We start from the raw sequence: 22593 nt of genomic DNA, 5'->3' as shown, positions 1-22593 counted from the left end.
CATGACCGCCGATCCGACCTTCAGAGGATTCGCGCTGGATGCCGAGACGGCGCTGGCGCTTCTGCAATGGCAGGCCGAGCTGGGCGCGGACGAGCCCTGCCTCGACGCGCCGCTCGACCGCTATGTCATGCCCGAGCGCGCCGAGCCGCCCCCCGCCCCGCCGCCGGCCGCCGCCCCGGCACCGCGCGACGAGGCCAGGGACGCGGCCGAGGACCTGGTCGCCCGCGCCGAGGCCATGGCGGCCGCCGCGAGGTCCCTGGACGCGCTTGCCGCCGCGCAGGAAGCCTTCGACGGGATCGAGCTGAAGAAGGGCGCGCGGAATTTCTGCTTCTGCGACGGCAATCCGGCAGCGCGCGTCATGATCATCGGCGAGGCCCCGGGCGAGGAGGAGGACCGCCAGGGCCGCCCCTTCGTCGGCCGCGCGGGCCAGCTTCTGGATATGATGTTCGACGCCATCGGCCTGTCGCGCAAGGCGGTGGATGCGGAACGCGCGCTCTATATCACCAATGTGCTGACCTGGCGCCCGCCGGGCAACCGCCGCCCCGAGCCGGCCGAGATCGCCATGATGCTGCCCTTCCTGCGCCGTCATGTGGAACTGGTCCAGCCCCAGCTGCTGGTGCTGATGGGCAACACGCCCTGCATCGCGGCGCTGAACCAGCAGGGCATCCTGAAGCTGCGCGGCAAATGGACCGCGGCCTTCGGCCTGCCGGCGCTGCCGATGGCGCATCCGGCCTATCTGCTGCGCACGCCGCTGGCCAAGCGCGATGCCTGGGCCGACCTGCTGTCGCTGGCAGCCCGGCTCGACGGCTAGTCGGCCACCTCGCGGCAGCCCTCGAACTCGACCGCGTCGTCGGGGCCGATCAGGGTCACCCGCAGCGCCTCCGGGTCCAGCGGAAACGGCTTGCCCGAGGCGGCGACGAAATCCGCCTGCGCCATCAGCCGCCCGCCCGCCTCGCGGGTTTCCGGCGCCGAGACCCAGATCTCGTCATCGGCCAGCTCCATCGCCACCTCGTCGCCGCGGGCGCTTTCCGCCGCGGGCAGGGTGGCGGTGACCTGCATGCCGTCCTTGATCCGGGCGATGCGGCATTCCGGCTGCCGGTCCGAGGCTTCGGGCTGGCGGGCGATGGCCGCCTCGATCCGCGGATCGGGCGTTGGGCCGGGCGGTCCGGCCTGCAAGGCCACCTGCACCGGCACGCAGATGTCCAGGCAGATGCCGAAATCGACCACGGCCCTCGGCTCGACCGGCACGCCGGGGCGGGCGGGGGCGATCTCGATCGGCAGGACCAGTTCCTCGTGATAGCCCAGCGTGCGCTCGCCGCCCGATTCGATCACCTCGGGGCGCGGCCAGAGCAGCCGCACCTCGCCCAGGTTCCGCGAGGCGCCCCAGTCGAAGCGCGGCGGCACGCCGGCATCGCCGGGGCTGCGCCAATAGGTCTTCCAGCCCGGCTCCAGCCGCAGGTGCAGCGCGGTCATGCGCTCGCCCTCGGCGGTGATCCAGCCGGGCAGAAGCTCGGCCGAGACCAGCCCGGGCGGCAGGTCCTGCGCCAAAGCCGGCGCGGCGGTCAGGAATAGCAGGGCAAGGGTCTTCATGGCGCCGTTCTAGTCGCCCCCCGCCCCCGGCGTGAAGTCACAATAGCGACAATCCCTTGCGAAAACAGCCGGCAGGACCGATCTTTAGGGAAAAGGACGGAGCAGATCATGGACCAGTCGAGCAACCTGACCGGCAAGATGCTGATCGCCATGCCGGGCATGCGCGACCCGCGCTTCGAACAGTCGGTGATCCTGGTCTGCGCCCATTCCGAGGACGGCGCCATGGGGCTGGTGGTCAACCGGCCGCTGCCCGAGATCGGCTTTTCCGACCTGCTGGCGCAGCTTGGCATCCATGCGGACGCGAATGCGCTGGACATTCCCGTGCGCTTCGGCGGCCCGGTCGAGCCGGGGCGCGGCTTCGTGCTGCATCGCGTGCCCCGCGACATCCAGCTTGACGAAAACCGGATGCGCATCGCCGACGACCTCGCCATGTCCACCACCCGCGACATCCTCGAGGATTACGCGCATGGCCACGGGCCGCAGCCGGCGATGCTGGCGCTCGGCTATGCCGGCTGGGGGCCGGGTCAGCTTGATTCGGAAATCCGCGACAACGGCTGGCTGACCTCGGACCGCGGCGACGAGATCATCTTCGGCCCCGACAATTCCGGAAAATGGCGCGCGGCGCTGAAATCGCTGGGCATCGACCCCTTGATGCTGTCGCCCAGCGCCGGCCATGCCTGACGCCTAGCGCGGCGCGGCGGCGCGGCGCAGCCGGTCATTGATCGCGGCGCCCAGCCCCCGTTCCGGCACCGGCGCCACGGCGATGGGCCGCCCCAGCTCGTCGGCGCGGCGCAGCAGGTCGAACAGCCGCGCCGCAGCCTCGGTCAGATCGCCCGTTTCGCTCAGCGTCATCTCGCCCGCCACCGGGCCGAAGCCGATCAGCACCTCGCCCGGCCGCGCGGCCCCGGCATCCAGCCGCAGGCTGGCGCGCGGCGCATAATGGCTGGTCAGCTGCCCCGGCGCGGTGGGCGCGTCGGGATCGGCCTCGGGCCGGGCCAGCGACCGGCCCAGAACCGCCTCGATCTCTTCCGCCGCGACGCCGCCGGGGCGCAGCAGCGCGGGCTGGCCCCCGACCCAGCCGACGATGGTGGATTCCACCCCGACCGGACAGGCGCCGGCATCCAGCACCGCCGCGATGCGCCCCCCCAGCCCGGTCTCGGGATCCGCGACATGGGCGGCCGAGGTCGGGCTGATCCGCCCCGAGGGATTGGCCGAGGGCGCCGCCAGCGGCCCGCCGAAGGCGCGCAGCACCTCCTGCGCCGCCGGATGCGCCGGCACGCGGATCGCCACCGTGTCCAGCCCCGCCGTCACCAGCGAGGCGATGCCGGCCCCCGGCCGCAGCGGCAGCACCAGCGTCAGCGCGCCGGGCCAGAAGGCCCGCGCCAGCGCCAGCGCCGCATTGTCGAAGACCGCGATGCGCTCGGCCGCGGCAAGGTCCGGCAGATGCACGATCAGCGGGTTGAAGCTGGGCCGGCCCTTGGCCTCGTAGATGCGCGCGACGGCGCGGGCGTCGCGCGCGTCGCCGGCCAGGCCGTAGACCGTCTCGGTCGGGATGGCGACCAGCTCGCCCTGCGCCAGCAGGTCGGCGGCGGCGCGCACGCCCCGGGGATCGTGGCCTAGGATCAGGGTCTGCATTCGTTACGTCGGGTTGTGGTTGATGGACGCGGGGCGGCAAATATGATCGAAACCAAGGCATCAGTTACGCGCCGCAGCCGGATTTGCCAAGGCGCCAGAGGGAGAGAGTGCGGATGGCCTATCAAGCCCCCGTCGATCAGATCGCGTTCATCCTGAACCGGGTCGTGTCGTTTCCGGACCTGTCCGGCACCGACCGCTTCGCCGAGGCGACGGCCGAGACCATGTCCGCCATCCTGACCGAGGCCGGCAAGCTGGCGACCGAAGTCGTCGCGCCGGTGAACCGCGCCGGCGACCTGACCCCCGCGCGGCTGGAGAACGGCAAGCTGCGCTCATCCCCCGGCTATGCCGAGGCCTTCCGCGCCTTGGCCGAGGGCGGCTGGATCGGGCTTGCCGCCGACCCCGAACATGGCGGCATGGGCCTGCCCCAGGCGCTGAACATGGCGGTGAACGAGATGATCGCCTCGGGCTGCCTGGCGCTGCAGCTGAATCCGCTACTGACCCAGGGCCAGATCGAGGCGCTGGAGCATCACGGCAGCGACGAGCTCAAGGCGCTGTATCTGCCCAAGCTGATCTCGGGCGAATGGTCGGGCACCATGAACCTGACCGAACCGCAGGCGGGCTCGGACGTGGGCGCGCTGACCACCAGGGCCGAGCGGGCCGGGGACGGCAGCTATCGCATCACCGGGCAGAAGATCTTCATCACCTGGGGCGACAGCGACGTGACGGAAAACGTCTGCCATCTGGTGCTGGCGCGCCTGCCCGACGGGGCCGCGGGCACCCGCGGCATCAGCCTGTTCATGGTGCCCAAGTTCATCCCCGACGAGGCGGGCAAGCCCGGCCTCGCCAACGACCTTCGCGTCGTCAGCCTGGAGCACAAGCTGGGCATCCACGGCAGCCCGACCTGCGTCATGAGCTTCGAGGGCGCGAAGGGCTGGATCGTCGGCGAAGAGCACAAGGGCATGGCCGCCATGTTCACCATGATGAACTGCGCCCGGCTGGGCGTCGGCGTGCAGGGCGTGGCCCAGGCCGAGGCGGCGCTGCAGCAGGCCGTGGCCTATGCCGCCGAGCGGGTGCAGATGGGCCCGATCATCCGCCATCCCGACGTGCGCCGGATGCTGGCGGAATCGCGGGCCGAGGTCTTTGCGGCGCGCGCCATCTGCCTGGGCTGCGCGGTGGCGCTGGACATGGCGCGGGCCACCGGTTCGGACGAATGGGCCGCGCGCGCAGCCTTCCTGACCCCGATCGCCAAGGCGCATGGCACCGATATCGGCATCCGCGTCGCCGATACCGCCGTGCAGGTGCATGGCGGCATGGGCTATATCGAGGAAACCGGCGCCGCCCAGTATCTGCGCGACGTGCGCATCACCGCGATCTACGAGGGGACGAACGGCATCCAGGCCATGGACCTGGTCGGGCGCAAGCTCTCGGACGGCGGCGCGGCGGCCATGGCGCTGCTGGACGAGATCCTCGACGGCGCCAAGGCCGCGCAATCGGCCGAGCCCGAGCTGGCCAACCAGCTCTGGCAAGCCGCCGAGACCCTGCGCGAGGCCACGCATGAGTTGCTGGAGCTGGGCATGGAGGACCGTTTCGCCGGCGCGGTGCCCTATCTTTCGGCCTTTGCCCGGGTGCTGGGGGCGCATTACCACCTGCGCGCCGCGACCGGCGGCGGCAGCAAGGCGCTGGCGCGGATCTACATCACCCGCATCCTGCCGCATTTCGCCGCCGATCTGGCGGCCGCGCGGGCCGGGCTGGCCGATCTGGCGGCGCTTGACGATGCCGCGCTGCTGGGTCAAATGGCTGGGTGATACGCAGCGAGACCCATAACCCGCCGGCCGAGGGCGAGGCGCATGAGATCGCCCCCGGCGTGTTCTGGTTCCAGCTTCCGCTGCCGTTCAAGCCCGATACGGTCAATGTCTACGCCCTTCGCGACGCGGATGGCTGGACCCTGGTGGACAGCGGGCTGGACACCCGCCGCACCCGCGGCATCTGGCAGGGCATCCTGCAGGGTCCGCTGGCCGGGGCGCCGGTCAGCCGGCTGATCGCCACCCATCACCATATCGACCACATGGGCCTTGCCGGCTGGTTTCAGGCACAGGGGGCCGAACTCTGGACCTCGCGCTCGGCCTGGCTCACGGCGCGGATGGGCATCCTCGACGTGCAGGAACGCCCGACCCCGCAGGCGATCGCCTTCTGGCGCGAGGCCGGCATGCCGCCCGAGCTGATCGAGGAACGCAGCCACGAGCGTCCCTTCAACAGCGCCGATGTCTGCGCCCCGCTGCCGCCCGGCTATCGCCGGCTGTGGGAAGGGCAGCAGGTCACATTCGGCGAGCGGCGCTGGATCGTGCGCATGGGCCATGGCCATGCGCCGGAACATGTGACGCTGTGGTCTCTGGACGACGATCTGGTGATCGGCGGCGACCAGATGCTGGCGACGATCTCGCCCAATCTCGGCGTCTATCCGACCGAGCCCGAGGCCGATACCGTCGGCGACTGGCTGGAAAGCTGCGCGCGGCTGGCGGAATTCGCCCGGCCCGAGCAGCTGGTGCTGCCCGGTCACAAGCTGCCCTATCGCGGCCTGCCGACCCGGCTGCGGCAACTGGCCGAGAACCAGCGCGCGGCGCTGGACCGCCTGCTGGACGGGCTGCGCCAGCAACCGCACAGCGTGGTGGACTGCTTCCCGCTGCTCTATCGCCGGCAGATCGCCAAGCCCGAATTCGGCCTGGCGCTGGCCGAGGCGGTCGGGCATATCAACCACCTGCGCGCGACCGGCCGGGTGTGGCCCATGGGCAAGACCGGGTCCGGCGCGGTGCTTTGGGGGGCGTGACACGGCCGCCGCCTTGCGCTATCCCTGCGCCCGACGCATCGCATCGTTACGGACAGGATCATGGCCTCGCATCACGAAATCACCGAACACAAGCATGGCGAAATGGACATCCGCGCCCAGCAGGCGACCTTTGCCGGCTTCATCAAGGCTGCGACCTGGGTCAGCATCCTTGCCATCGCCGTGCTGGTGTTCCTGGCGCTGACCAACGCCTGATCCTGACCGGGGAAAGACCAGAAATGCAAAGGCGTGCCTTCCTTGCGCTGGCGCTGCCGGCCGCGCTTGCGGCTTGCGGGGCAGACAACAAATGGGCCAGCGACGAGGCCATCCGGCGCGCGCGCTATGTCTCGGACGAGCCGCCCTCGATCACGCTGTTCAGCGTCATCGGCATCCCGCGCGGCGAGGGCGGGCATTCCGCGCTGATGATCAACGGCAGCCAGCGGGTGATCTACGACCCCGCCGGCAGCTGGGAACATCCGGCGATCCCGGAACGGCACGACGTGCTTTACGGCATCACGCCGAACTTCAAGAACTTCTACATCGATTATCACGCGCGCTCGACCTATTGGGTGGCCGAGGACACGGTCCGCGTGCCGCTGGCCGTCGCCGATGCCGCGATCCGCTCGGTCGAGCGGCAGGGCGCCTCGAACAAGAGCTTCTGCGCCGTCAACACCGGCAAGGCGCTGAGCCGCGTGCCGGGCTTCGAGGCCGCGCCGACCGGCTTCTCGGTGCTCAAGCTGCGCGACTGGTTCCTGACTCTGCCGGGCGTGACCTCCAAGAAGCACATGGACGGCGATCCCGCCAACAACCATGACGTGCTCCTGCGCCAGAAAAGCGGCACCATCGCCGGCTATGGCGCCGACGGCCGCCTTCACGTGATGAGATAAAGCGCCGTGTAAAGCGTGGCCATCCCGGACAGGATGGCCGCCAGCACGTTGCGCGTCGCGACCCCCACCGCCACGGCGACGACCGCCGCGATCATCCGCGCCGGATCGGGCGCGCCATGCGTCGCCGCCGGCCAGACCACCAGCGGCGCCACGATGGCCGGCAGCACCCCGACAGCGGTATAGCGCAGCAACCGCTGCGCCCAGAGCGGCATCGGCCGGCCGCCGAGCACGCCCAGGAAGGACCAGCGCAAGCCATAGGTCCCCAGCGCCAGGACAAGGATGATCAGCCAGATGGTGGCATTGCTGTAGCCGGTCACGGGCGGGCTCCGTTTCTGCGTTCCATCAGCGCCTCGACCCCTGCGCCGGTCAGCATGGCCAGCGGCGCGGCCACGAACAGCCCCAGCCCCGAGGGCAGGAAGGCGAAGACCAGCGAGCCCAGCACCGCGACCAGCGCCGCCGCGACATGGGCCGGGCTGCGCAGCATCGGCGCGATCAGCGCCAGGAAGGTGATCGGCATGGCGAAATCCAGCGCCCAGTCCTCGGGGATGGCCTTGCCCAGCCAGACGCCCAGCAGCGTGGCCAGCAGCCAGAACGGACAGGTCGCCAGCACCGCGCCCAGGAAATAGCCGATGCGCTGCTCAAGGCTCAGCCGGGGATGCTTTTCATAATGCTGGATCGCCAGCGCATAGCTCTGGTCAATCAGCACATAGGCGATCCAGGCCCGGTCGCGCGGCCTTGCCCCGCCCAGCCAGGGCACCAGCGAGGCCGAATACATCGCCATGCGCAAATTGACCGCGATGGCCGAGACGATGACCACCAGCGCCGGCGCGTGATCGGTCATCAGCTGCACCGCGGTGAATTGCGAGGCCCCGGCCAGCACCAGCACGGTGAAGCCCAGGATCTGCGGCAGGTCCAGCCCCGCATCGCTGGCGACCACGCCGAACAGCATGCCGAAGGGCAGAAGCACAAGGATGAAGGGCAGCGCCTGCAGGAAGCCATGGCGCAGGCATTGCGCCGGGCTGCGCTGCAGGGCGCGGCTCTGCTCGGGGGTCAGGCGGGAAGGGGCCGCAAGATCGGCTTGCGCGGACATGGTGAAAACGGCTCATGTTCGGGATATGGCTGGCGGCACATTGGCTAAAACCGCGGCCCGATACAAGAACCTCCATACAAGAACCTGAAGGGACCGCCATGCCCGGACCGCAGATCCCGCCCCGCATCCTGCGCGGCATCCCGCCCGAGCTGCAGGGCGCGGCGGCGGCGCTTTACTGGCGCCATTTCGGCGCGCAGGTCCTGCCGCTGCCGGTGGCGGCGCGGCAGGGGGTGGCGCTGATCCGCGCCGCCATGCGGGCCGAGCGGGCGCTGGTGGCGCTGGCGCCCTCGGGGCGGCTGGTCGGGATCGTCGGGCTGCGCGGGGCGGGCGGCGGCTTTCTCGACCCCAGCGCCGAGGGCTTCGTCGCGGTCTGGGGCCCGGCGCGCGGGCGGCTGCGGCATCTGGCGGCGGGGCTCTACCGTCCCGGTGCGGCGACCGCGGATCTGGTGCTGGACGGCATCGCCGTGCTGCCGCAATGGCGGCGGCAGGGCATCGCCCGCGCCCTGATCCGGTGCGCCGCCGCCCATGCAAGCGCACTGGGCCATCCGGCCCTGCGCGCCGAGGTGCAGGCGGGCAACCGTGAGGGGCTGGCGGCATGGCAGGCGATGGGCTTCCGCCCGCTGGCGCGGCAAAGGCTGGGCTGGCCCTGGTCGGCGCCGGCCCATGTGCTGCGGCTGCCGCTTTAGCCACGCCGCCCGCCTGGGGCGCAAGGCGACCCGCGCGCACCCTCGGCTTCAGGACCCCTCCGCCGCCTCGGCCTCTGCTCCGGCCTGGCCCAGCATGCCGGTCACCTGCGCCAGCAAGGTGAAGGCCCGGCCCGAGCGCGTCTCGGCCAGCACGGCCAGCAATTGCGGATCGCCGTCCTGCGCCTTGCGGCTCAGCAGCCGGTCGAAATGGCGCAGGAAATGATGGGCCACGTCGCGGAAGACCTCGTCTGCGCGCAGCATCGTCCCGGCGGTGGCCAGCGCGGCCTCGTCGCGGATCACCGCCAGCGCCGCCACGGCCTCGCCGCGCGCGCCCTCGGCGAAGCGGCGCCACAGTGCGGGATCGGCCTCGGCCAGCGCCAGCTCGTCCATATAGACCCCCTGCCCGGCCAGCAGCGTGACCACGTCCTGCGCCGCCCGGATCAGCCGGGCCATGCCCGGATCGGCCAGCGCTAGGCGCAGGCAGCGAATCGCCTCGCGATCCTCGGGACCGTCGGGGAAGTTCAGCGCATAGAACAGCTCGGTCGGGGTCAGCTCGGCCGCCGCCGGCGAATCAAGCTCCAGCGTGGCCTGGCGCGTGTCCGCCGCCGGCCGCGGCGGCGCGGGAATGGCATTGCGCCGCGCCGCCGCGGCGGGTGCGGGCGCGGCTGCGACGGGGCGCGGCTCGGCCATGGGCTCGGCCGCAGCGTCCTCGTCCTGCATCCGGGCCAGCATGGCGCGCAGTTCCTCGGCCTCCTGCCGCAGCGCCAGCAGGCTGCGCGCCGCCCAGACCGCCAGCCAGATCAGCGCCAGCGGCAGGAACAGGCCGACCAGCCAGAGCAGCCAGCCCGCCGCCCCGGTCCCTTCCGACTCGGGACCGAAAAGCGCGAACAGCCCGGCCAGCGCCAGCCAGGCCAGGCTGGACGCCGCGCCGACGGCCAGCACGCGGCCGCGCGCCTGTTCGATGGCCAGCCTGCGCAGCGGATCAAGCGAGTTCATGCGCCCGGCCCCATCCTTCAGACATAGCGGATCGAGATGATCTCATAGGATTTCCCGCCGCCCGGGGTGACGACCTCGACGCTGTCGCCCTCGTCCTTGCCGATCAGGGCGCGGGCCAGGGGCGAGCGGATGTTCAGCAGCCCGCGCTCCAGATCCGCCTCGGCCTCCCCGACGATCTGATAGGTGCGCTCTTCTTCGCTGTCCTCGTCGAGCAGGGTGACGGTGGCGCCGAACTTGATCGAGCCGTTCAGCCGGCTCGGGTCGATGACCTCGGCGCGGGACAGAATCATCTCCAGCTCCTTGATGCGGCCTTCGACGAAGCTCTGCTTCTCGCGCGCGGCGTGGTATTCGGCGTTTTCCGACAGGTCGCCGTGCTCGCGCGCCTCGGCGATGGCGCGGATCACCGCCGGACGCTGGACCGAGCGCAGCTCGCGCAATTCCTCGTCCAGCTGGTCATAGCCCGCGCGGGTCATCGGTATCTTTTCCATTCCAGTCCTTCCGGTCGCAACGGTGCGACGCCAGTCAACGCGAAACAAGGTGTTGGAACGCCCCCGACCTTGGGCCGGGGGCGTCCGCTGAAATCCGAAAGGCATCGTGGCCGGTTCCGGGCCCTGTTTCAAGCCCCGGCAAAGGCCATCCGCGAGACCTCGCGCAGAAAGGTCGCAGAATTGCAATTGTTCGTCGCGTTCCGATTGCCCGCAAGAATGTTACGCGTTAGGTGTTCGGCGCAGAGTCAAGAGCCAGGGGATTGGAGGCCGAGCCATGTCTGAGATCGTCCGCGAGTCGATGGATTACGACGTCGTGATCGTTGGCGGCGGGCCTGCGGGCCTGTCGGCGGCGATCCGGCTCAAGCAGCTCAACCCCGAACTTTCCGTGGTGCTGCTGGAGAAGGGCTCGGAGATCGGCGCGCATATCCTCTCGGGCGCGGTGCTGGACACCGCCGGCCTCGACAAGCTGATCCCGGACTGGAAGGAGAAGGGCGCCCCGGTCACCACCGAGGTGAAGGAGGACAACTTCTACATCCTCGGCCCGCATGGCCAGGTCCGGGTGCCGAACTGGCCGATGCCTCCCCTCATGAACAATCACGGCAAATACATCGTCTCGATGGGCAATGTCTGCCGCTGGCTCGCCGAGCAGGCCGAGGCGCTGGAGGTCGAGATCTTCCCCGGCATGGCCTGCTCGCAGCTGGTCTACGAGGGCGACCGCGTCGTCGGCGTCGTCGCCGGCGAGATGGGGCTCAACGCCGACGGCACCCCCGGCCCGGCCTATGAGCCCGGCATGGAACTGCGCGGCAAATACGTGCTGATCGCCGAGGGCGTGCGCGGGTCGCTGGCGAAGGAGCTGATCGGCAAATACGACCTCTCGGCCGGCCATGAGCCGCAGAAATTCGGCCTCGGCATGAAGGAGATCTGGGAGATCGACCCGGCCAAGGCCAGGCCCGGCACGGTGACGCATACGATGGGCTGGCCCTTGGGCAAGAACGCCGGCGGCGGCAGCTTCATCTATCACCTTGAGGGCAACCAGGTGCTGGTCGGCTTCGTCGTGCACCTGAACTATGCCAACCCCTATCTCTATCCCTATATGGAGTTCCAGCGCTTCAAGCACCATCCGCTGGTCGCGGAGCTGCTGGAGGGCGGCAAGCGCGTCGCCTATGGCGCAAGGGCGATCTCCGAGGGCGGCTGGCAGTCGATCCCGAAGCTGACCGTGCCGGGGGCGGCGCTGCTGGGCTGCTCGGCCGGGCTGGTGAACGTGCCGCGCATCAAGGGCAACCACAACGCCATGCTGTCCGGCATCGCCGCGGCCGAGGCGGCGGCGGCGGCCATCGCGGCGGGGCGCGCGGGTGACGAGCTGGCCGAATACGAGGCCGACCTGCGCTCGGGCCCCATCGCCCGCGACCTGAAGCCGGTCCGGAACGTCAAGCCACTCTGGTCGAAGCTGGGGCTCTGGGCCAGCCTGGCGCTCGGCGGCTTCGACATGTGGGTGGCGAACCTCACCGGCTGGAACCCGCTCGGCACCTGGAAGCACGGCAAGACGGATGCGCAGGCCACCGGCAAGGCCGCGGATTTCCAGCCGATCGACTATCCGAAGCCCGACGGCAAGCTGTCCTTCGACCGGCTGACCAACGTGGCGTTTTCCTTCACCAACCACGAGGAAAGCCAGCCCTGCCACCTGAAGCTGAAGGATCCCGCGATCCCGATCCAGGTGAACCTGCCGGTCTATGCCGAGCCGGCGACACGCTATTGCCCGGCCGGGGTCTATGAGGTGCTGGAGGGCGACGATGGCCCGCGCTTCCAGATCAACTTCCAGAACTGCGTCCATTGCAAGACCTGCGACATCAAGGACCCCAGCCAGAACATCAACTGGACAACCCCACAGGGCGGCGACGGGCCGAACTACCCGAATATGTGATCGCAGAGGCGCGCGCCGCGCCGGTCGCGGCGTTGCCCATCCGCGCTGCGGCGGCTAGGGTCGCTGGCGCAATCGCCGAGACATGGGCCCAAGCCGTGACCACAAGACTGATCCCCATGGCGCTGATCGCGCTGATCGCCCTGCCGCTGCCGCAGGGCGCCCTCGCCGCGCCCATGCTGGCCCAGGCCGAACAGCCCGCGCCCCCGAACGGCGAGCGGCCGGCGCACCGCCCGGCCGCGCCGGCGCCCGAGCTGCGCGGTCTTTCCGGCCCCTATCTGGCCGCGCGCATGGCGGCGATCCAGAACGACTATGCCCGCGCCGCGCATTACTATCTGCAGGCGCTGGCCCAGGATGACAGCGACGGCTATCTGCAGGACAGCGCCATGGTCGCGCTGATCTCGGCCGGAGAGATGGAGCGTGCCACCGCCCTGGCCGGCACCATGTCCGACCAGGGCCGCGCCACCGAGCTGGCCCGGCTGGTGCAGCGCGCCGAGATGGCTCGCGCCGGTCGCTGGGACGCGCTGCTGGCCGCCATCGACGCCGCCCCCCCGCCCGAGGACGAGGCCGGCGCGCCCGGCGGCGGCATGCTGGTCGACGGCATGATGCGGGCCTGGGCACTGCTGGGCGCCGGCCGGGCGGGCGAGTCGCTTTCCGCCTTTAAGAAACTGGCCGAGCTGCGCGGCGCCGAGCCGATGGTGAACTATCACCTGGCGCTGGCCAAGGCACGGGTCGGCGATTTCGAGGGCGCCGAGCTGCTGCTGGCCGATCCGGCCACAGGGGCGCATATCCTGGGCGTCGTGGCCCGCGCGCAGGTGCTGTCGCAGCTTGAGCGCAACAGGGATGCCATCGCCATGCTCGAAGCCACGCCGGGCTTCACGGAAGAGCCGCATCTGGTCGCCCTGCGCGACCGCATGGCCCGGGGCGAGACGCTGCCCTTCGATTCGATCCGCACGCCCTCGGACGGCATCGCGCAGGTCTTCCTGACCTTCGGCTCGGTTCTGGCGACCAGCGACGAACCCGACCCGCTGGCGCTGATCCATGCCCGGCTGGCCGAATATCTCGCCCCCGACCTGGGCGAGGCGCGGCTGCTGGCGGCGCAGCTCCTGCAGGGTTTCGGCCAGTTCGACCTTGCCGAGCGCGAATTCGAGAAGCTGCGCGAACTGGGCGACATGCGCCCCGTCGCCGAGCTGACCCGCATCGACGCGCTGGCCCGGGCCGAGCGGCTGGCCGATGCCGAAAAGGCCGCGCTGGCGCTGACCGCCGCCCATCCCGAGCTGGCGCAGGGCTGGATCGCGCTTGGCGACCTCTTGCGCCAGCAGGACAAGTTCGGCCAGGCGGTCCCGGCCTATGACAAGGCGCTGAGCCTCATCGGCGAGGACAATCCCGAGGCGCGCTGGTTCCCGCTCTATGCCCGCGGCATCGCGCTGGAACGCGCGGGCCAGTTCCCCAAGGCCGAGGCCGACTTCCGCGCCGCGCTGAAGATCCGCCCCGATTCCGCGCAGGTGCTGAACTATCTGGGCTACAGCCTGGTGGACCGCAACGAAAAGCTGGACGAGGCCCTGAAGCTGATCCAGCGCGCGGTCGAACTGCGGCCGGATGACGGCTATATCCTCGATTCGCTGGCCTGGGCCTATTTCCGCCTCGGCCGCTATCAGGAAGCCGTGGCGCCGATGGAGCGGGCCGTCGCAGCCATGGCCAGCGATTCGCTGGTCAACGACCATATGGGCGACATCTACTGGATGGTCGGCCGCAAGCGCGAGGCCGAGATCCAATGGCACCGCGCCCTGTCGCTGAAGCCGGAAACCGAGGCCGAGGCCAGCCGCATCCGCGCCAAGCTCGAGCGCGGGCTGGATGCGGTGCTGGAGGAGGAAAAGGCCAATGGCGGCAAGCTGCCCGAACCGCGCGCCCCCGAAACCCGCTCGCCGGACCCTGCCCGGGCCGACTGAGCCATGCCCCTGCCCCGGCGCGAGGCGGCCCCCGCCAAGCTGAACCTGACCCTGCATGTCACCGGCCGCCGCCCGGACGGCTATCACCTGCTCGATTCGCTGGTGGTGTTCCTGGAGCTGGGCGACGTGGTGACGGTCGCGCCGGGCCCCCTGTCGCTCAGCCTGACCGGCCCCTTCGCCCAGGGCCTCGCGGCCGAGCCCGACAACCTTTGCCTGCGCGCCGCGCGTCTGGCCGGGCGCGAGGCGCGGATCACCCTGGAAAAGAACCTGCCGGTGGCTTCGGGCCTCGGCGGCGGTTCGGCCGATGCGGCGGCGGTGCTGCGCGCGCTGGAGGCCGGGCCCGCGCGGCTGGAAACGCTGGGCGCCGACCTGCCCGCCTGCCTTGCCAGCCGGCCGGTGCGGATGCGGGGCCTGGGCGAGGTCCTGACGCCGCTGCCGCCCCTGCCGGCGCTTCATGTGCTGCTGGTCAATCCGGGGCGCGGCCTGCCGACCCCCGCCGTGTTCAGGGCACTGGCACGGCGCCACAATACGCCCATGCCCGAACCGCTGCCGGATTTTCCCGACGCCGGCGCGCTGATCGCCTTCCTGCAGGATTGCCGCAACGATCTCGAGGCGCCGGCCATCGCCCTGATGCCGGCAATCTCGGACTGCCTCGCCGCGATCCGGGCCGAAGGCGCGGCGCTTGCCCGCATGTCCGGCTCGGGCGCGACCTGCTTCGGGCTTTTCGCCAGCGCGGCCGCGGCCGAGGCTGCCCGCGCCCGCATCGCCGCGGCAAATCCCGGCTGGTGGGTGGCCGCATCTGGACTTGCGCCGGCAAAGCTCTAACCTGCCGTAAAAATCCGAGAGGGGAAACCATGCTGCGCCTCGGCGTCAATATCGACCACGTCGCCACCATCCGCAACGCCCGCGGCACGCCCTGGCCCGACCCGGTGCGCGCAGCGGAACTGGCCGAAGAGGCCGGCGCCGACGGCATCACCGCGCATCTGCGCGAGGATCGGCGCCATATCTCGGACGCGGATATCGACCGGCTGATGGCTGCGCTGCAACTGCCGCTGAACCTGGAAATGGCCGCGACGGCGGAAATGCAGGCCATCGCCCTGCGCCACCGCCCGCATGCCGTCTGCATCGTCCCCGAAAAGCGCGAGGAGCGCACCACCGAGGGCGGGCTCGACGTCGCCGGCAACGAAAGCTACCTGGCCGATTTCATCGCCCCCCTGCGCGAGGCGGGCTGCCGGGTGTCGCTGTTCATCGGCCACGAGCAGGAGCAGATCGAGGCCGCCGCCCGCATCGGCGCCGCGGTGGTGGAGCTGCATACCGGCGCCTATTGCGATTTCGACACCGAGGGGCGGCTGGCCGAACGCGACCTGGAACTGGAAGCCCTGCGCAAGGGCGCGGCACAGGCGTATCTTCTGGGGCTCGAGGTCCATGCCGGGCATGGCCTGACCTTCGACACGGTCGGCCCCGTCGCCGCCATCCCCGAGTTGCGCGAGCTGAACATCGGCCATTTCCTGATTGCCGAATCGGTCTTTCTCGGCCTCGGCCCGGCGATCCGCGAGATGCGCCGCCGCATGGACGCGGCCCGCCCCTGATTTCTTCGTTGCCCAAATACCCATGTCACCACAGGACCAACCAGGCGCATGATTCTCGGCATAGGCTCGGACCTCTGCAACATCGACCGCATCGCCGGGGTGCTGGACCGCCACGGCGACCGCTTCCGGCAGCGGGTCTTCACCGAGACCGAGCTGGCGCTGGCCCGCCGCCGCCGGCAGGAAGCCGCGACCCTGGCCAAACGCTGGGCCGCCAAGGAAGCCTGTTCCAAGGCGCTGGGAACCGGGCTCGCCATGGGGATCAGCTGGCGGGACATGGCGGTCAGGAACCTTTCGACCGGCCAGCCCACCATGCAGCTGACGGGCTGGGCGGCCGAGCGGCTGGCGGCGATGACGCCCTCCGGCCATCGCGCGCATGTGCATGTCACGCTGACCGACGACCACCCCTGGGCGCAGGCCTTCGTGGTGATCGAGGCGCTTCCCGACAGCGTGAAGACGACGGCATGAGGACGGGCACGGCTTGACTTTGCCGTCCCCCGCACCCCATGAACGCGCGACTTGCCGATGAAGGGAATGGCATCCATGGCGAAAAGCGTAGCCCGCAAGGATGGGGGCATCTGGGAAACCGTCAAGACCATCTTCTGGGCGCTGGTGATCGCGGGGGTGTTCCGCACCCTGTTCTTCCAGCCGTTCTGGATTCCCTCGGGCAGCATGAAGGACACGCTGCTGATCGGCGATTTCCTGTTCGTGAACAAAATGGCCTATGGCTATTCGCGGGTCTCCTGCCCCTTCGCGCTCTGCCCGATCTCGGGCCGCATCCTGGGTTCCGAACCCGAGCGCGGCGATGTCGTGGTCTTCCGCCACCCGACGCGGGGCGACGATTTCATCAAGCGGGTGATCGGCCTGCCCGGCGACCGCATCCAGATGAAGAACGGCGTGCTGTGGATCAACGGGCAGGAGGTGCCGCAGCAGCCCGCCGGCACCTTCACCGAACCCTACGCGCCGCAGGGCCCGCAGCAGACCCTGCCGAAATGCCGCAACGAGCCGGTGCCCGAGGGCGCGGCCTGCGAAAAGGACCGCCATACCGAGACGCTGCCGAACGGGCTGACGCATGACGTGCTGAACATCTTCGACAACGGTCCCGGCGACAACACGGCCGAGTTCACCGTGCCCGAGGGGAATTACTTCTTCCTGGGCGACAACCGCGACAATTCCGGCGACTCGCGCTGGCCGGCGGCGGTGGGCGGGGTCGGCATGGTGCCGGCCGAATACCTGATCGGCCGCGCCGACCGGATCATGTTCTCCTCGGCCGGGAAATCGCTTCTGTATTTCTGGACCTGGCGTCCGGACCGGTTCCTGAAGGCCGTGAACTAAGGGAAGAATTGCCGCGGCGCCCCGCGCCGTGGCAGGATCGGGACATGAAGATTTCTGCAGACCTGCGCGCATTCTCGGAACGGCTGGGGCATGAATTCTCGCGCCCCGAATTGCTGCGCCGCGCGCTGACGCATGGCTCGATCGCCAGCGCCACCCGGCCCGACAACCAGCGGCTGGAATTCCTGGGCGACCGGGTGCTGGGCCTGACCATGGCCGAGGCGCTGTTCTTGGCCGACCGCGCCGCGACCGAGGGCCAGCTGGCGCCGCGCTACAACGCGCTGGTCAAGGGTGAGACCTGCGCCGCCATCGCCCGCGAGATCGGGCTGGGCGAGGTGCTGAAGCTGGGCCGGTCCGAGATGATGTCGGGCGGCCGGCGGAAAGAGGCGCTGCTGGCCGACGCCATGGAGGCGGTGATCGCCGCCGTCTATCTGGATGCCGGCTTCGAGGCCGCGCGCAGCATGGTGCTGAGGCTCTGGTCCAGCCGGCTGAAGAACGTCGAAAGCGACGCCCGCGACGCCAAGACCGCGCTGCAGGAATGGGCGCAGGCGCAGGGCATGACCCCGCCGCGCTATCTCCAGACCGCGCGCACGGGCCCGGACCACGCCCCGGAATTCGAGATCACCGTCCGGCTGGACGACGGCCGCGAGGCCGCCGCCCGCGGCAAGGGCACCAAACGCAGCATCGAACAGGCGGCCGCCGCCGCGCTGCTCGAGCAGATCGAAAGAACGACATGAGCGAAACACGCGCGGGCTTCGTCGCCCTGATCGGCGAGCCGAATGCCGGGAAATCCACCCTGCTGAACCGCATGGTCGGGGCCAAGGTCTCGATCGTGACCCACAAGGTGCAGACCACCCGCGCCCGCATCCGCGGCATCGCCATGCGCGGCGCGAGCCAGATCGTCTTCGTCGACACGCCCGGCATCTTCCGCCCGCGCCGGCGGCTGGACCGCAGCATGGTCAAGGCGGCCTGGGGGGGCGCGGCCGATGCCGACGTGATCCTGCTCTTGATCGAGGCGCACCGCGGGCTGACCGACGGCGCGCAGGCGATCATCGACAGCCTGCGCGAGCATGCCGGCCAGACCCCGGTGGCGCTGGTCATCAACAAGATCGACCGGGTGAAGTCCGAGGCGCTGCTGGCGCTGTCGCAGCAGCTCAACACGGCTTTCGACTTCACCCGCACCTTCATGATCTCGGCCGAAAAGGGCTATGGCTGCGACGACCTGCTTGACTGGCTGGCGCAGGAAGTGCCCGAGGGGCCCTGGCTTTACCCCGAGGACCAGGTGGCCGACCTGCCGATGCGCATGATCGCCGCCGAGATCACCCGCGAGAAGCTGACCCTGCGCCTGCACGAGGAAATCCCCTATCAGCTGACGGTGGAAACCGAACGCTGGGAGGAGAAGAAGGACGGCTCGGCCCGGGTCGAGCAGGTGGTCTATGTCGCCCGCCCCGGCCACAAGGGCATCGTCCTGGGCAAGGGCGGCGAGACGATCAAGGCCGTGGGCCAGGCGGCGCGGGCCGAGCTGGCCGAGTTCATGGGCCGCCCCGTCCACCTGTTCCTGCAGGTGAAGGTGCGCGAGAACTGGCTGGACGAAGCCGAGCGCTATAACGAGATGGGCCTCGACTTCCGCGACGGCGATGCCTGAGCCGCGGCTGGCCGCCGGCATCTGGGTCGCGGCCTATCTGCGCCGGCTGGGGCTGGCCGACATCCCGGCCTATGTCGCCCGGCACGGCGACGACACCGCGGGCAGCGTGATGGTGAAATGCGCCACGCTGGACGGCCGCGCCAGCCTGTGGATCCGCGAATGGGATTTCGAGACCGACCGGCGGATCTGGCTGCAGTTGAACGAGGCCGGTGAGCCCGAGATCGACGCCGAGATCGCCCGCAACGCCGCCCGCGACCCCGACCTGTGGGTGATCGAGATCGAGAGCCGCGACGGCCGCACCCTGCTGGACGAGGACGGGCTGGCTTGAACCGCCCGAATGAGTATTTGGAAAACGGTGAAAGGGTCGGCGGACTCGTCCGGCTTGACGGGCGGCATGGGTATTCGGGGAGCAAAGAAGCCGAGGTTCGGACCGGTTCCGTGCGATGGAAGCGTGACGCCGCGCGCATGCCGCGCGAACCGCTAAATCTTGTGGCTTTCCCGTGACATTCCGTGCGGCGCACACTATAAGATGCGGGTCCAAGGCAGGATAAGAAGACAATGACCGAACCCGCCCCCCAGACCTCCGATTACGGCGCCGATTCCATCAAGGTTCTCAAGGGCCTGGAAGCGGTGCGCAAGCGTCCCGGCATGTATATCGGCGATACCGACGACGGCTCGGGCCTGCATCACATGGTCTATGAGGTCGTGGACAACGGCATCGACGAGGCGCTGGCCGGTCATGCCGATTTCGTGCGCGTGAAGATCCATGCCGACAGCAGCGTCTCGGTGCGCGACAACGGCCGTGGCATTCCGGTGGACATGCACCCGACCGAGGGCGTCTCGGCGGCCGAGGTTATCATGACCCAGCTGCATGCCGGGGGGAAGTTCGACCAGAACAGCTACAAGGTCTCGGGCGGCTTGCACGGCGTCGGCGTCTCGGTGGTGAACGCGCTGTCGGACTGGCTGGAGCTGCGCATCTGGCGGGGTGGCAAGGAACATTACGCCCGCTTCGAGAACGGCGACACGGTCGAGCACCTGCGCGTCGTCGGCGAGGCCGGGCCCGGCGAGAAGGGCACCGAGGTGCGCTTCCTCGCCTCGTCCAAGGAGGACCGGCCGGACGGCACCTTCTCGAACCGCGACTTCAGCTTCAAGGTGCTGGAGAACCGGCTGCGGGAGCTGGCCTTCCTGAACTCGGGCGTGCGCATCATCCTGGAGGATGAGCGCCATGCCGAACCGCTGCGGACCGAGCTTTACTATGAAGGCGGCGTGCGGGAATTCGTGAAGTTCATCGACCGTTCCAAGACCCCGGTCATGCCCGAGCCGATCTTCATCCAGGGCGAGAAGAACGGCATCGGCATCGAGGTGGCGATGTGGTGGAACGACAGCTATCACGAGACGGTGCTGCCCTTCACCAACAACATCCCGCAGCGCGACGGCGGCACCCATCTGGCCGGCTTCCGCGGCGCGCTGACCCGGGTCATCAACAATTACGCCCAGTCGAACGCCCAGGTCCGCAAGGAAAAGGTCGATTTCACCGGCGACGACGCGCGCGAGGGGCTGACCTGCGTGCTGTCGGTCAAGGTGCCGGACCCGAAATTCTCCAGCCAGACCAAGGACAAGCTCGTCTCCTCCGAGGTGCGCCCGGCGGTCGAGGGGCTGGTGGGCGAGAAGCTGGCCGAATGGTTCGAGGAAAACCCGGCCGAGGCCAAGTCGATCCTCGGCAAGATCATCGAGGCGGCGCTGGCCCGCGAGGCGGCGCGCAAGGCCCGCGAGCTGACCCGGCGCAAGACGGCGATGGACGTGGCCAGCCTGCCCGGCAAGCTGGCGGATTGCCAGGAAAAGGACCCGGCGCTGTCCGAGCTGTTCATCGTCGAGGGCGACTCGGCCGGCGGCTCGGCCAAGCAGGGCCGCTCGCGCCAGAACCAGGCGGTGCTGCCCCTGCGCGGCAAGATCCTGAACGTGGAACGGGCGCGCTTCGACCGGATGCTGTCCAGCGACCAGATCGGCACGCTGATCACCGCGCTGGGGACCGGCATCGGCCGGGACGAGTTCAACCTGGACAAGCTGCGCTACCACAAGATCGTCATCATGACCGATGCCGACGTGGACGGCGCGCATATCCGCACGCTTCTGCTGACCTTCTTCTTCCGGCAGATGCCGGAGCTGATCGAGGCCGGGCATCTCTATATCGCCCAGCCGCCGCTCTACAAGGTCAGCCGCGGACGGTCCGAGGTCTATCTGAAGGACGAGGCGGCGCTGGAGGATTACCTGATCGAGCAGGGCATCGACGGCGCCAGCCTGCGGCTGGGCAATGGCGAAACCCTCAGCGGCGCGGACCTGGCCCGGGTGGTCGAGGAGGCCCGCACCGCGCGGCGCGTGCTGCGCGCCTATCCGACGCATTACCCGGCGCATATCACCGAACAGGCCGCCATTGCCGGCGCGCTGGTGCAGGGCCGGGTCGATGCCGATGCGCAGGGCGTGGCCAATGCCGTGGCGCAGCGCCTGGACATGATCGCCGAGGAATACGAGCGCGGCTGGACCGGCCGCCCGACCCAGGATGCCGGCATCCGCCTGACCCGGCTGCTGCGCGGGGTCGAGGAAAGCCGCACCCTGGACGGGCCGATGCTGCGCAGCGCCGAAAGCCGCCGGCTGGGCGCCATGACCGATGCGCTGCACGAGATCTATGGCCAGACCGCGCATCTGATCCGCAAGGACCGCGACATCCCCATCCACGGACCGATCAGCCTGTTGCAGGCCATCTTCCTGGAAGGCGAGAAGGGCCTGTCCTTGCAGCGTTACAAGGGCCTGGGCGAGATGAACCCGGAACAGCTGTGGGAGACCACGCTGGACCCGGCGGCGCGGACCATGCTGCAGGTGCGAATCGAGGATCTGAGCGAGGCCGACGACATCTTCACCAAGCTGATGGGCGATGTGGTCGAACCGCGTCGCGATTTCATCCAGCAGAACGCGCTGAGCGTGGAAAATCTGGACATCTGAGTCGCACCGTCGTCAAATCGCCACAGGCGAATCATCATTTCTTGTTACAACCTATGGTTTATTGTTGCCATCATGCCGCGCATTGCGCGACAGAGTGACCCCATCGCGACGCCGTTCTTGCAGCCTGCCGGTTGCAGGGCTAGCAGTTAGGAAATTCGATGCCTCGGGACGCTGCGCCCTGCCGGCATCACCATCTATAGGAGATGTGGACATGTGCGCTGTTTGTGTTAAGACCCCTCGCGCCGCCGCCGTCGCGGCCTCGCTGGTCCTTGGCTCGGCTCTGGCTGCGAATGCGGGTGGCTATACCCCCCCGGTCGTTGACACCGGCGTCGTGGCCCCGGTCATCGAGGCCGCGCCGGTTGGCGACTGGGCCGGCGGCTATGCCGGTCTGACGCTGGGCTATGCCTTCGGCGGCGACGACGCGGTCGGCGTGGACCAGCCCGAAGTCGGCACCCCCGCTTCGCTGGAGATCAGCGGGGCGAATGCCGGCCTGCGTCTCGGCTATCGCTGGCAAAGGGACCGCTGGGTCTTCGGCCCCGAACTGGGCTATGAAGGCGGCAAGATCGAGGACAGCTTCTCGACCGGCGGCTACGAGGCCGAATCGGAGATCAAGAGCGTTCTCGCCCTGCGCGTGAAGACCGGCTATCTGACCGGCAACGACATCCTGGTCTACGGGATCGTCGGTGTCGCCCGCGCCAAGGTCGACTACCGCGTCGAGGGCGACGGGGACCATGGCCCGATCGCCGTCAACGACTCCTATTCGAAGACCGGCTACATCGTCGGCCTGGGTGCCGAGAAGAAGCTGACCGAACGCCTGTCGCTGACCGGCGAATACGAATATGCCAATTTCGGCAAGGAAACCCTGGAAGACGGCCTCGGCGCCTCGACCCGTGCCACCCCGGATTTCCACAATGTGAAACTGGGTCTGAACTTCAAGTTCTGATCCGCCGTCCTGATCCGGCTCCACGGATTG

At 69.5% G+C, this 22593-nt stretch carries 24 protein-coding genes; 18 read left to right on the top strand and 6 right to left on the bottom strand.

All coding sequences use genetic code 11. The features are described from left to right. The first annotated feature begins 1 nt into the window (after window position 1). Window positions 2-811, top strand: a complete 810-nt coding sequence (locus tag PARJ55_RS0112500; RefSeq protein WP_051416253.1) for a uracil-DNA glycosylase family protein — start codon at window positions 2-4, stop codon at window positions 809-811. On the opposite strand, the gene PARJ55_RS0112495 is transcribed toward PARJ55_RS0112500, so the two are convergent. Beyond that, window positions 808-1590: a protein-disulfide reductase DsbD domain-containing protein gene (locus PARJ55_RS0112495; RefSeq protein WP_028713361.1), complete on the bottom strand. Its 783-nt coding sequence runs from the start codon at window positions 1588-1590 to the stop codon at window positions 808-810. The genes PARJ55_RS0112500 and PARJ55_RS0112495 overlap by 4 nt on opposite strands. A 108-nt stretch (window positions 1591-1698) precedes the next feature. Between PARJ55_RS0112495 and PARJ55_RS0112490 the strand changes: the two genes are divergently transcribed. Further along, a complete protein-coding gene (locus tag PARJ55_RS0112490; protein WP_028713360.1) occupies window positions 1699-2271 on the top strand; it encodes a YqgE/AlgH family protein in 573 nt (190 codons plus the stop codon). 3 nt (window positions 2272-2274) lie between these two features. Here PARJ55_RS0112490 and PARJ55_RS0112485 read toward each other — a convergent pair whose 3' ends face one another. Next, complete coding sequence (locus PARJ55_RS0112485) at window positions 2275-3225, bottom strand: L-threonylcarbamoyladenylate synthase (RefSeq protein ID WP_028713359.1); 951 nt, start codon at window positions 3223-3225, stop codon at window positions 2275-2277. A 113-nt stretch (window positions 3226-3338) separates the two neighbouring features. Between PARJ55_RS0112485 and PARJ55_RS0112480 the strand changes: the two genes are divergently transcribed. From PARJ55_RS0112480 to PARJ55_RS0112465, 4 genes are read left to right on the top strand one after another with little or no spacing between them, the layout of a single operon-like run. Then, window positions 3339-5030, top strand: a complete 1692-nt coding sequence (locus PARJ55_RS0112480) for an acyl-CoA dehydrogenase (RefSeq protein ID WP_028713358.1) — start codon at window positions 3339-3341, stop codon at window positions 5028-5030. Continuing rightward, window positions 5027-6049: an MBL fold metallo-hydrolase gene (locus PARJ55_RS0112475; protein ID WP_028713357.1), complete on the top strand. Its 1023-nt coding sequence runs from the start codon at window positions 5027-5029 to the stop codon at window positions 6047-6049. Before PARJ55_RS0112480 ends, PARJ55_RS0112475 begins: the two co-directional genes overlap by 4 nt. Window positions 6050-6109: 60 nt before the next feature. Further along, the gene (locus PARJ55_RS0112470) at window positions 6110-6262 is read left to right on the top strand and encodes an aa3-type cytochrome c oxidase subunit IV (RefSeq protein ID WP_028713356.1); all 153 of its coding nucleotides are present in this window, start codon (window positions 6110-6112) and stop codon (window positions 6260-6262) included. Window positions 6263-6285: 23 nt separating this feature from the next. Beyond that, a complete protein-coding gene (locus PARJ55_RS0112465; RefSeq protein WP_028713355.1) occupies window positions 6286-6933 on the top strand; it encodes a hypothetical protein in 648 nt (215 codons plus the stop codon). Here the strand turns inward: PARJ55_RS0112465 and PARJ55_RS0112460 are convergent. Both PARJ55_RS0112460 and PARJ55_RS0112455 read right to left on the bottom strand, forming a co-directional pair. Continuing rightward, window positions 6918-7250, bottom strand: coding sequence for an AzlD domain-containing protein (locus PARJ55_RS0112460; protein ID WP_028713354.1), 333 nt, complete (start codon window positions 7248-7250; stop codon window positions 6918-6920). The genes PARJ55_RS0112465 and PARJ55_RS0112460 overlap by 16 nt on opposite strands. Next, a complete protein-coding gene (locus PARJ55_RS0112455) occupies window positions 7247-8023 on the bottom strand; it encodes an AzlC family ABC transporter permease (protein WP_156929476.1) in 777 nt (258 codons plus the stop codon). Before PARJ55_RS0112455 ends, PARJ55_RS0112460 begins: the two co-directional genes overlap by 4 nt. Window positions 8024-8121: 98 nt before the next feature. Here PARJ55_RS0112455 and PARJ55_RS0112450 point away from each other — a divergent pair, with 98 nt between their 5' ends. Continuing rightward, a complete protein-coding gene (locus PARJ55_RS0112450; RefSeq protein ID WP_028713352.1) occupies window positions 8122-8709 on the top strand; it encodes an N-acetyltransferase in 588 nt (195 codons plus the stop codon). A gap of 48 nt (window positions 8710-8757) precedes the next feature. Here PARJ55_RS0112450 and PARJ55_RS0112445 read toward each other — a convergent pair whose 3' ends face one another. Beyond that, a complete protein-coding gene (locus PARJ55_RS0112445; protein WP_028713351.1) occupies window positions 8758-9705 on the bottom strand; it encodes a hypothetical protein in 948 nt (315 codons plus the stop codon). Between the two features lie 17 nt (window positions 9706-9722). Continuing rightward, on the bottom strand, window positions 9723-10193 hold the full coding sequence (gene greA, locus PARJ55_RS0112440) for a transcription elongation factor GreA (protein WP_024845767.1): 471 nt from the start codon (window positions 10191-10193) through the stop codon (window positions 9723-9725). 274 nt (window positions 10194-10467) lie between these two features. On the opposite strand from greA, the gene PARJ55_RS0112435 reads away from it, so the two are divergent. The 11 genes from PARJ55_RS0112435 (at window position 10468) to PARJ55_RS0112385 (ending at window position 22563) form a co-directional block, all read left to right on the top strand. Further along, a complete protein-coding gene (locus PARJ55_RS0112435) occupies window positions 10468-12114 on the top strand; it encodes an electron transfer flavoprotein-ubiquinone oxidoreductase (RefSeq protein WP_028713350.1) in 1647 nt (548 codons plus the stop codon). A gap of 95 nt (window positions 12115-12209) precedes the next feature. Continuing rightward, on the top strand, window positions 12210-14060 hold the full coding sequence (locus PARJ55_RS0112430; protein ID WP_232215700.1) for a tetratricopeptide repeat protein: 1851 nt from the start codon (window positions 12210-12212) through the stop codon (window positions 14058-14060). A 3-nt stretch (window positions 14061-14063) separates the two neighbouring features. Continuing rightward, a complete protein-coding gene (locus tag PARJ55_RS0112425) occupies window positions 14064-14885 on the top strand; it encodes a 4-(cytidine 5'-diphospho)-2-C-methyl-D-erythritol kinase (protein ID WP_028713348.1) in 822 nt (273 codons plus the stop codon). 29 nt (window positions 14886-14914) lie between these two features. Next, on the top strand, window positions 14915-15649 hold the full coding sequence (locus PARJ55_RS0112420) for a pyridoxine 5'-phosphate synthase (RefSeq protein WP_028713347.1): 735 nt from the start codon (window positions 14915-14917) through the stop codon (window positions 15647-15649). Window positions 15650-15697: 48 nt separating this feature from the next. After that, window positions 15698-16114, top strand: a complete 417-nt coding sequence (gene acpS / locus PARJ55_RS0112415) for a holo-ACP synthase (RefSeq protein ID WP_028713346.1) — start codon at window positions 15698-15700, stop codon at window positions 16112-16114. A gap of 66 nt (window positions 16115-16180) precedes the next feature. Beyond that, complete coding sequence (gene lepB / locus PARJ55_RS0112410) at window positions 16181-16981, top strand: signal peptidase I (RefSeq protein WP_028713345.1); 801 nt, start codon at window positions 16181-16183, stop codon at window positions 16979-16981. Between the two features lie 44 nt (window positions 16982-17025). After that, on the top strand, window positions 17026-17715 hold the full coding sequence (gene rnc, locus PARJ55_RS0112405; protein WP_028713344.1) for a ribonuclease III: 690 nt from the start codon (window positions 17026-17028) through the stop codon (window positions 17713-17715). Then, window positions 17712-18623 carry a GTPase Era gene (era, locus tag PARJ55_RS0112400; protein WP_028713343.1) on the top strand — a complete coding sequence of 304 codons (912 nt, stop codon included), beginning with the start codon at window positions 17712-17714 and terminating at the stop codon, window positions 18621-18623. Before rnc ends, era begins: the two co-directional genes overlap by 4 nt. Next, a complete protein-coding gene (locus PARJ55_RS0112395) occupies window positions 18616-18951 on the top strand; it encodes a DUF1491 family protein (protein ID WP_028713342.1) in 336 nt (111 codons plus the stop codon). Before era ends, PARJ55_RS0112395 begins: the two co-directional genes overlap by 8 nt. 230 nt (window positions 18952-19181) lie before the next feature. Beyond that, window positions 19182-21620 carry a DNA topoisomerase (ATP-hydrolyzing) subunit B gene (gene gyrB / locus PARJ55_RS0112390; protein ID WP_028713341.1) on the top strand — a complete coding sequence of 813 codons (2439 nt, stop codon included), beginning with the start codon at window positions 19182-19184 and terminating at the stop codon, window positions 21618-21620. A 211-nt stretch (window positions 21621-21831) separates the two neighbouring features. Then, the gene (locus PARJ55_RS0112385) at window positions 21832-22563 is read left to right on the top strand and encodes an outer membrane protein (RefSeq protein ID WP_028713340.1); all 732 of its coding nucleotides are present in this window, start codon (window positions 21832-21834) and stop codon (window positions 22561-22563) included. Window positions 22564-22593: the final 30 nt, after the last annotated feature.

Source organism: Paracoccus sp. J55, assembly GCF_000513975.1.
GTDB lineage: Bacteria > Pseudomonadota > Alphaproteobacteria > Rhodobacterales > Rhodobacteraceae > Paracoccus.
The sequence above is the reverse complement of the archived record's forward strand: the minus strand, read 5'-3'. Positions and strand labels throughout refer to the sequence as shown.